Consider the following 10,411-nt stretch of genomic DNA (forward strand, 5'->3'; position numbering starts at 1 on the left):
GACCAACGACCAACGACCAACGACCAACGACCCTCACCCGTTCAGCTTTTGCTCAACCAATTGGTTGGTTAACTTGGGATCCGCACGTCCGCCACTGAGTTTCATGACTTGTCCGACAAAGAAGCCTTTGAGCTTGGTTTTGCCGCTGCGGTAGGATTCGACTTCCTGGGGATGAGCGGCGATCGCCTCGTCAATCATTTTTTCCAAGGCTGAAGTATCGCTTATTTGAATTAACCCTTTGCTTTCCACCAATTGCTTCGGTGAGCCGCCTTGGGTGAGCAATTCCGGTAAAATATCTTTGGCAATTTTGCCGCTGATGGTCCCGGATGCAATTAAGCCGGTAAGTTCTGCCAACGCGACTGGAGTCAGGGCGATCGCGGTAATATTCAGCTTTTCAGTTTTCAAATAGCCGGTAATATCCCCTTGAATCCAGTTTGCCGCTTGTTTGGCATCCCCACCTGCCGCGAGGGTGGCTTCAAAATATTCCGCCACGGCGCGTTCATCGGTGATCACCCGCGCATCGTAAGGGGATAAGCCGATTTCGGTTTCGTAACGATGGCGTTTTTGGGCGGGGAGTTCGGGGAGTTCGGATTTCCACTGTTCCAGTTGGGTGGAGGAGACTTCTATCGGTCCTAAATCCGGTTCGGGGAAGTAGCGATAATCGCTAGATCCTTCTTTACTCCGCATACTGATGGTGCGTTGGCTGCCTTCTTCCCAAAGGCGGGTTTCTTGGTAGATGGGTTCGCCGTTGTTGATGGCTTCGATTTGTCGTTCGATTTCATGCTCGATCGCCCGTTGGATGGCGCTAAACGAGTTCATGTTTTTAATTTCGACTTTGACGCCGAATTCTTCTCGTCCTACGGGACGCACGGAAATGTTCACGTCACAGCGCAGGGAGCCTTCTTGCATATTGCCGTCGCTAACGCCGAGGTAGCGGACGATCCGTTGCAGTTCTTGGGCATATTCTGCCGCTTCTTGTCCCGATCGCAGGTCCGGTTCGCTGACGATTTCGATCAGGGGAATGCCGGTGCGGTTGTAGTCTACCAGGGAGTAGGTGGAACCGGAGAGGCGATCGCTGCCAGCATGAACCAGTTTTCCGGCATCTTCTTCCATGTGTAGACGGGTAATTCCGATCCGCTTACGGGTGGCATTTCCTTGTTCGTCTACCAGTTCGATTTCCAGGCAGCCATGTTCGGCGATCGGCAAGTCATACTGAGAAATTTGATAGTTTTTCGGTAAATCTGGATAAAAATACTGCTTGCGGTCAAATTTACTGTACGGCGCAATCTCGCAGTTGAGTGCCAGTCCTGCTTTTACGGCGTATTCGAGGACCTTTTGATTCAGAACGGGCAACACCCCAGGCAATCCCATACATACCGGATCGATGTGGGCATTGGGTGGCGCCCCAAATGCTGTAGAGGAATTCGAGAAAATCTTGGTTTTGGTACTGAGCTGACAATGGGTTTCTAGTCCGATTATCGCTTCGTACTTCGTTGTTACGGGTGCAGAAGGCGTCATGAAGGTTTAAATAAGCGACTATGCAATAATACCGTTCTTATTTTAGCCTTACAGACGCCTCCTGTTGGAATAGAACCTCGGAATCATCCAGAATTCACCCGCTCAGTTGACCTGATTAAAATCTCTCATTGCCAATTATATATAAATTATTTTTAATTAAGAATTAAGCAAAATTAAGCGAGTGTAAATTTCGTGAAGATAATGATTGAATCACTGACAATTTGACCAAGCTGTGAGATAATAGGGCGAGCTTCCCGTAAATCCTGGAAGGGGGAAGGGCAATCCGGACAGAACTCGACGACGGCAAAACAGACCACCTACAGCTTCAAAACAGGCGTTTAAACTCTGATTTAAGGGCAGCGGTCAGACCCGTCAACGGTAAGGGGGTGAATGAGAGTGGGTTAAGCCATTGTAAATATTTACGAAGGTTTTGCCCGCAAACTCGTCTGAGGATACTCCAAGTTTGCTTGAATTGGAGTACCCGCTAAAAAGAGGGGAATTGATAACCCTGAAGTCGCTGACGAAAAAGATAGTCAAGAACGGGGTTATCTAGTTAAGGTCCGAGGGATTGGCACTAACCCAAAAACTGTGTTTTCCCGTGATGGTCAAATGGCTCTGAAAGCGGTAAGATTTGATTGATAAAACCTAATTCACAAACTAGAGGTGTTTCGATGAATGAACTCAGTCGCGATGAAATGAGAGAACGGCTGGGCAATATTGACCAGATTCGCGAGATTATTGTCGGGTCACAGATCCGGGACTATAATCATCGATTTGAGCAAATTGAGGCTAACTTGATTTTGTTACAAAAAGAGTTTCGCGATCGCATAGAGGAAGTCAAAAATTTCTCCGCTACCGAAATGCGAGGATCAGTAGAGGCAGTGGAGAAAAAAGTTAAAAGCGTGAGTTTAAATACCCAAGAAGATTTGACCGACGTGCGGCAACAGCTTGAACGCACCAAAGCCAAAATTTCTCACACTATTGAATCCTTGGATGAATCTCTGGATAAGCAAACCAAATCTATTCGAGAACAAATCCTAGAAATTAAACAAACCCATCAAGAGAATATTCACACTCTGCGAGAGCGAGTGTTTGAAGAAGTCGAACGGCGCTTTTCTAACTTAAAAGAAGGAAAAATTGCCCGAGATGATATGGCCGAAATTTTATTTGAAATTGGGATGAGGCTCAAAGGAACCGAGTTTGCACCGGAACTGCGAGAAGCTGCTGAAACTAAGATTACGGCGGATCTGCTCTTACCGGATCACCGCAATGGAGAGTAAATAACGGCGATTAAAATCAGGGCTGATTCTAGGGTTTTTTAGACTCAGAATAACCGACGGATGAAGAGAGTTGGCAGGGGGCATAATGATGGATTTGTCAGAGTTCAAGCAAGGTAAGCAGAGCGAAAAAGAAGAGTGTTTAAACACCGTAAATCGGGGAAAAATCACACCCGCGCCAGATCCCCTGGAGAACTTGCGCGATGTGTTGGTGGAAGCACTTGGGGGTAAACCGGTAAAAAAGGTCCCATTGTCCGAGCAAATCAATGACGAAACCTCACAAAAGCTCATCGACGATCGCACCGTAAGCCGGGAATGGAAACCGGCGGAGTCGGTAGAAAAGGGCGGACGCGATCGGGCTATCAAAAAACGCGATCGCCCTTCTCCTCAACCTCCCAAAAACGTTGAATGGCGGACCATTACCGTTAATCATTATGCGATCGCAGAAGTAGCAGACAAACCCACCCCTGCCGGATCTAGTTCATCAGCAACAACCAGGGAAGATATAACCCAAAAGGCTCATTCTCCTCATGAAAATGAGTTCCTCGACGGTTCTGAACTCAACCCGGAGTCGGCCACTGCAAAACAGCAGACCCAACCTGAATTAACCCAACCCGAGAACACCGATTTAAACGGAAATAACCTCACCCATCAGGGGAATTCTAATGCTCATTTAAAGGAACGATTTTCAACGGAATCCCATTCAAATCCAGACCTTAAACCAACCCCTGAAATTTCTAGTCTAGTTGAAACAGAACCGAAGACAGAATCGGAAAAATCAAGCCCGGTTCAGCCTCAAAATAGTGAGCCAGAAGAAGATAAATGGCCCACTTTGCAAACCTATTCACATGAGAGTAACTCACTGGTTATTCCCGGTACCGAAGCGGTATTAGCGGGAATGGAGCAATTAGAAAGTCTTTTCAAAATAGAAACCCCTGGACAGTCTTCGCCAACTAACCCGGTGAGTGCTGATTCATTACAAACCGTCGATCCGATGGGAAGTTTGCAGCAGCTTTTATTCGGGTCGCAATTATCAGAGCTTGATCTCCTCAAGCAATCCTTGAGCGAACACGACTTACCCGGACTGCGAGAATTGCTGGTAAAAACCAACGCTAACTTACAATCTTTGGAAAGTCAGATTTATGACCCACAAAAGCTGATTGAACTCCTCAAACCCTGGATTGCGGAAATTCTGAGTCGAAAAATTACCGACTCCAAAGAAGAAGTAGCCCAGGCATTGGTTCCCATCATTGATGAAGTGATTAAGAACCGATCGCAGGAAAATAAAGGAGCCATGAGTTCAGCGATCGCCTCCTTACTTCCTAGTGCTATTACCCAACAAATCAAAGATAGCCCAGAAGATGTCGCCAAAGCCCTCGGTCCAGAAATGGCAATGGCAATTAAAGAACAAATCCGACTCGATCGCAACTTGATCGCCCAAGTCTTAGCCCCAGAAATGGGACGGACCATCAAAGAACAAATTCGCCTCGAACGCGATGCAATGGTAGATGCTCTCTATCCCGTCATTGGGAATACCATTAGCAAATACATGAGCGAGGCGATTAAATCCATTAACGACAAAGTATCTAACACCTTGAGTGTGAAGGGCGTAGAACGCAAAATTCGCGCTAAAATCCAGGGGGTTTCTGAAGCCGAACTGATTCTCAAAGAATCCATTCCCTCTGTCGTGCAAGCTGTATTTTTAATTCACAAAGCCTCCGGGTTAGTGATTGCTGAAGCCCAGAAAGAGGGGGACTACTGCCTAGAATCAGAAATGGTCGCCGGAATGCTCACAGCGATTCGCAGTTTTGTCAATGATTGTATTGTCAAACCTGGAGAAATTTCTGAATTAAGCGAAGTTGAATATGGGAACTCCAAAATTATTTTGGAAGTTGGGGGATACTGCTATCTAGCGGTGATTGTTCAAGGCAACCCGAGCAAAGCCTTCATCAAAAAAATGCAAAAAATAGTCACCACTATCATCCTGGATTATGAGCAACCGATTCAGGAATTTGATGGGGACCCGGCTAATGTTCCCCCTCGCATTCAAGAATTAGTCGAGGAACTCATAGAATCAACCGCGCCAAAAACCGAGGGAAAACCTTACGCATTATTGGGGCTGTTTATAGGTGGCTGTACCTTAATGCTGGTATTTTGGGTCAGTTTCTTTTACTATAGTTCCGGCCAACGACGCATTCAGTCTCAAGTTGCTGGAGCGTTGAGTTCAGCCCCGGAATTAGCGGTTTATCGGCTGGATGTGACGACCCAGGGAAACCATGTCATCTTATCAGGAAAGTTACCGAATCCAGAATTACGTCAACAGGCTGAAGTAATTGCGGCAAAAGCGGCAGGCGATCGCACCTTAGACAATCAAATTATTGCCGTTGATGTCCCCCCGGATTCTACCCTCGTCCGAGGTGAAGTGGCGCGAGTCAGTGAGGTTTTTAATCAGAGAAATGGGGTAGAGATTACTGCTAATTACCTAAATCGAACCGTCACCATAGTTGGGACCGTCATAGAGATGTCTCAGGGGAACCAAATCGTCCAAGGTTTCGAGCAAATTCCTGGAGTCAACTCTGTTGTGAGTACCCTCAAACTCGACCCGGTGACGATTCAAACTCAGATCTATTTTGATGCGGGTTCGGCTCGGTTAAATCCAAGTTATCAAGAGACTGTGGCAACCCTGAAGGAGTTTCTCGAACAATATCCTGACAAAAATCTCAGGATCATCGGTCATAGCGATCGCACCGGGTCTCCCACTAGAAACCAGCAGTTAGCCCTAGAACGAGCGCAAACGGTCCAAGCTGCCCTGATCCAATCAGGAGTACAACCCACTCGTTTAGAGGCCGTTGGGAATAGCAACCCGCCTCAAAACGTAGACTCCAGCCAACCTAAATTACTAGGGCGGGTTGTTCTTTTTGAGCCAATCACACCCGAACCTGAAAATTAGTTAGTATTATGTCAACCATTTCTAAGAAAATCTGCATGATTGGGGATTTCGGGGTCGGAAAAACCAGTTTAATTCGCCGCTTTGTGGATCGGGAATTTAGCGACCAATATCTCTCGACTGTCGGGGTGAAAATTTCTCGGAAACCTCTGCAAGTGGAAAAAGTACCAGGATCTGACCCAATTGGGATGCAGTTATTGATTTGGGATTTGGAAGGACACACCAAGTTTAAGGCGATCGCCCCTTCCTATCTCCAAGGTTCAGGCGGCGCTTTAATTATCGCCGATGTCACCCGCACGGAAACCATAGAACGAGTTGCCGAACATATTAAGCTATTTGCATCGGTCAATCCCAAAGGTGCATTGATAATAGCCTTAAATAAAGCTGACCTTGTAGAACCAGAAAAACTCCCGAAACTCAAGGAATTATGTCAGGACATTGTATCCGGAGTTTCTCCCGGATCTGAGTTAGTTTTAGGCATCTATTCCACCTCAGCGCGAACCGGAGAATTTGTGGACGAAATTTTCCATAAATTAGCAATTCAAACCCTAGTAAAAACTTAACTCATCTTAAATTAACGGATGGGGGATTTTTCGGGGGTCGGTTCAGTCTATAGCAGATCCTTTATCAGTTGTGGAATCCGTCGGCGGCCCCCAACATAAGGCGGCCCAAAGGGGTCGAAGGGGGTTGGGGGTGAGGGCATAAATCATTTAGGATTGCTATAGAAGCAAGAGGAGTATTCCTGGGTTGGAGACTCTGATGGGATGGTAATGAGCCCCGGTTGCCTTCTCTCCACTGTACCAACGCTTATCGTATGATAGAGAAGGAGGACCAAAAAAGCTATGACGACTGATATGAATCCCCTATTAGAAAAACTTTTAGCCCCTCGCCGCTTAGAGTATCTCATTGTCAATCAAGATGGGATAATTTTAGACAAATCCCCCCAAGTGCATCGGTTTGCCGAGAGTCCCGAACAGGTTGAAGCGGGACAGGATGCCAGAGGGGGATATCCCGAGTTAATTGGCATGGAACAGGTGTTGGTCGATATCCTGGAAGGGCGCCGTGATAGTTTTGAATTACAAGGCATCAATCGCTGTTCCGATCGCGAGGGTTTTTTGTATCTGGATTTGTGGATCGTTGCCAACTCCCAGGATAGCTATCCACCCGATCGCCTATTCATTTTCTTTGGGGATGCCACGGAACGGATGGTCTTACGGCAAACCTTCGTCCAGAGAGAAAATGATGCTTATCTGTTATTAAATAAACTCAACTCGGCTAAATCTGCATTAGATAAAATTTTTCAAACGGCTCTCGATCCAATTCTGGTTTGCAATTCAGATGGATTCATAAAAAAAGTAAACAAAGCAACTTGGGAGTTATTAAATTATAGCGAATTAGAGTTAATTGGTAAATCCTTAAAAGATATCATCCCGAATATTAACCGATTAGAAAAAATTTCCTCGGGAAGTTATTCGGGGAAAGAGGAAGAGCTTTTTTATCTAAAAAAATCTGAAGTAGAGGTCATTTGTAGAACAAAAAAAGGGGAAGATATTGTGGTCGGATTTTCCCGAGGGGTAATCCGCAACGAAGACGACGAAATCGAAGAAGTCGTCTATATCGGACGGAATCTGACCGAACGGAAGCGGAACGCGGAGGCGATCGCCAAAATGAATGCCGCCTTAGCCCAGCGAGTAGAGGAACGAACCCGCACCTTACAAGAAACCATCATCCAACTCGAAAGCGAAATCGGCGATCGCCAAAGGGCCGAAGCCGCCTTGCAAAAAGAACGAGAATTTCTCAACGCCTTACTCAATAACCTCCAAGACAGCATCGTCGCTTGTGACGCCGATGGCATGGTGAGCATCTTGAACCGAGCCAGCCAAGAAATGTACGGATTGCCCGAACAGCCCTTATCTGTAACCCAATGGGGGGAACAAGTTCAATTTTACCATCCCGACGAGAGTACCCCCATGCCCATTGAGCAGACCCCCTTGTATCGAGCATGGCAGGGAGAACGAGTTTGTGAGCAGGCCCTGGAAATCCTCCCAAAACCGGGCAAAAAGCGCATTCTACTCGCTAGGGGACAAGCCCTAGTCAATGCTCAGGGAGAAAACCTCGGGGCCGTAGTCGCTATTGAGGATATCACAACCCGGAAACAAGCCGAAAAAGCGCTCCAGAACATCATTTCCGGGACTGCTGCCGTCACGGGAGAAGAATTCTTCCCCGTGTTAGTGCAACATCTGGCAACCGCCCTGGAAGTCCCCTACGTTTTGCTCTCCCAACTAGAGGGAACCGAAGAGAAAAAATTAAAAACCTTAGCCTTTTGGGGTGGCGATCGCCTAGAGAGCAACTTCGAGTATAAACTGTGCGACACCCCCTGTGAAGTCGTCATTGAGGAAGGCCGACTCTGCCACTACCGCGATCGCCTCCAGGAACTGTTTCCCAACGCCCCAGCCCTTTCCACCATCAATGCCGTGGGCTATCTCGGGGTTCCCCTCTTGGACTCCCAGAACCGGCCCATTGGAAACCTCTGCATTCTCAATGACAAACCCCTAGAAGTAGACTCAGAAGCCCATGCCATTCTCAAGGTCTTTGCCTCCCGCGCCGCCGCCGAACTCCAACGCAAATGGGCCGAAGACGGCCTGAAGAGCGCCAATGACGAATTAGAACGCCGAGTCCAAGAACGCACCCGAGAGCTATCAGAAACCCTCAACAGCCTGCAAGCCGAAATCGCCGAACACCAGAAAACCGAAGCCGCCCTGCGCCGGAGTGAAGAACGCTGGCAGCTTGCCATCAAAGGCACCTCCGATGGCATCTGGGACTGGGATTTGAAATGCGATCGGGTCTTCCTTTCCGCTCGCGGTCAGGAAATGCTCGGCTATGAATCCCAAGACCAATTTTATCCCTTTCAAGAGTGGGAAAGTCGCATTCATCCCGATGACCTAGAAACCTGCCGCCAAGCCATGCAAGCCCACCTGTCGAATACCGGGTCCTCCTACTCCCAAGAACACCGTGCTAGGAGCCAAAACGGGGAATATAAATGGATTTTGACTCGGGGTCAAGCCCAGTGTGACGAAGCCGGAAACTGCATCCGGATGACGGGTTCCCATACTGACATCACCGATCGCAAACAAGCCGAAGAAGAACGCCGCAAATTTGTCGCCCTCGTTGAGAACAGCCAAGACTTTATCGGCATAGCTACCTTAGAAGGGAAAAGCATTTACCTCAACGAAGCGGGTCGCCTCCGGGTGGGACTGGATTCCCTCGAACAGGTCTATCAAACCAAAATGTCTGACTACCTGACCCCAGAAACCAGGGTGCAATATCAAGAGGTAGCCATTCCCACCGTGATGGAAACCGGCTATTGGCAGGGAGAAACCACCCTGCGTCACTTTAAAACCGGCCAATGCTTCGAGATGGAAACCAGTTTATTTCTGGTCAAACATCCGGAACGGGATCAGCCAATTTGTTTGGCGAGCATTCAACGGGATATTAGCGATCGCAAACGTACCGAAGCCGCCCTGATCGCCAGCGAAAACAAATATCGCTCCGTCATCGAAAATTTAAGCGAAGTTATTTTCCAACGGGATAAACGCGGTTATTTAACCTTCCTCAACCCCGCTTGGACCGACATCACTGGATTTACCGTTCCCGAAAGTCTTGGACAACCTTTACTCTCCTTCGTTCACCCTGACGATCGCCCCAGTTTTTTAACAACCTTTGAAGCCCTCCTCAACAGCCAACAAGATTCCGTGCGTCACGAAGCCCGATTCCTCACGAAAGATGGCAATTATCGCTGGGTAGAAGTTCAGAAACGCTTAAATATTAGCGATCGCAATGACTACATTGGCACCGCCGGTTCTCTCAACGATATTACCGATCGCAAGCGCATCGAACAAGTCCGCGAACAGGAACGCCAACAGTTACGAGAAATTATCACCAATGCCCCGGTAGCAATGGCCATGTTTGATAATGAAATGCGCTATCTCGCCTATAGCAACTGTTGGTTAAAAGATTACCAACTGGAGGGACAAACCCTCCTGGGACAATCCTATTATGATCAGTTACCGGCAACCGAAAACATCAAGGCTATTCATCAGGGCGCTCTCCAAGGAGAAGTCCTCTCCCGACCGGAAGAATCTATTGAACTCGGCGACGGCAGACACCTTTATCTGCGTTGGGCCGTGCAACCTTGGTATTGCTCAGAACATCAAATCGGGGGCATCATCATCGTCACTCAAGTGATTAATGAATTAGTCCAAGCCCGAGAACAAGCCCTGCAAGCCTCCCGAATGAAATCTCAATTCCTCGCCAACATGAGTCATGAAATTAGAACTCCCATGAATGGCGTGATTGGCATGACCGATTTACTCTTAAAAACTCCCCTCACTTCCCAACAGCAGGATTTTGTCAAAACCCTAAAAACCAGCGGGCAAAATTTGCTAATTTTGATTAATGATATCCTTGACTTTTCTAAACTCGAAGCCGGGGAAATGCGCCTGGATCGCATCGAGTTTAATTTAAGCGGCTGTATCGAAGAAACCATTGACTTGCTGGCAATCCAGGCTCAAAGTAAGCAACTGGAATTAATGTACCTGGTTGACTCACAGATTCCCCCAACCTTAATCGGAGACCCGACTCGGCTGCGTCAGGTGTTAATGAACCTGAC

At 47.7% G+C, this 10,411-nt stretch carries 5 protein-coding genes; 4 read left to right on the forward strand and 1 reads right to left on the reverse strand.

Going from position 1 to position 10,411, the window contains the following annotated elements:
* Positions 1–33 precede the first annotated feature (33 nt).
* The gene (gene gatB, locus J0895_RS11820) at positions 34–1,518 is read right to left on the reverse strand and encodes an Asp-tRNA(Asn)/Glu-tRNA(Gln) amidotransferase subunit GatB (protein ID WP_207088289.1); all 1,485 of its coding nucleotides are present in this window, start codon (positions 1,516–1,518) and stop codon (positions 34–36) included.
* A gap of 671 nt (positions 1,519–2,189) precedes the next feature.
* On the opposite strand from gatB, the gene J0895_RS11825 reads away from it, so the two are divergent.
* The 4 genes from J0895_RS11825 to J0895_RS11840 all read left to right on the forward strand — a co-directional run.
* Entirely contained in the window at positions 2,190–2,798 is a 609-nt protein-coding gene (locus J0895_RS11825) for a hypothetical protein (RefSeq protein ID WP_207088290.1), read from the forward strand.
* An 85-nt stretch (positions 2,799–2,883) separates the two neighbouring features.
* A complete protein-coding gene (locus J0895_RS11830; RefSeq protein ID WP_242541229.1) occupies positions 2,884–5,745 on the forward strand; it encodes an OmpA family protein in 2,862 nt (953 codons plus the stop codon).
* Positions 5,746–5,753: 8 nt separating this feature from the next.
* Complete coding sequence (locus J0895_RS11835; protein WP_207088291.1) at positions 5,754–6,305, forward strand: Rab family GTPase; 552 nt, start codon at positions 5,754–5,756, stop codon at positions 6,303–6,305.
* A 279-nt stretch (positions 6,306–6,584) separates the two neighbouring features.
* The coding region (locus tag J0895_RS11840; RefSeq protein ID WP_207088292.1) for a PAS domain S-box protein at positions 6,585–10,411 on the forward strand (3,827 nt) is incomplete at its 3' end.

Source organism: Phormidium pseudopriestleyi FRX01, from assembly GCF_017313335.1.
In the GTDB taxonomy this organism is placed as follows: Bacteria; Cyanobacteriota; Cyanobacteriia; order Cyanobacteriales; family Laspinemataceae; genus Laspinema; species Laspinema pseudopriestleyi.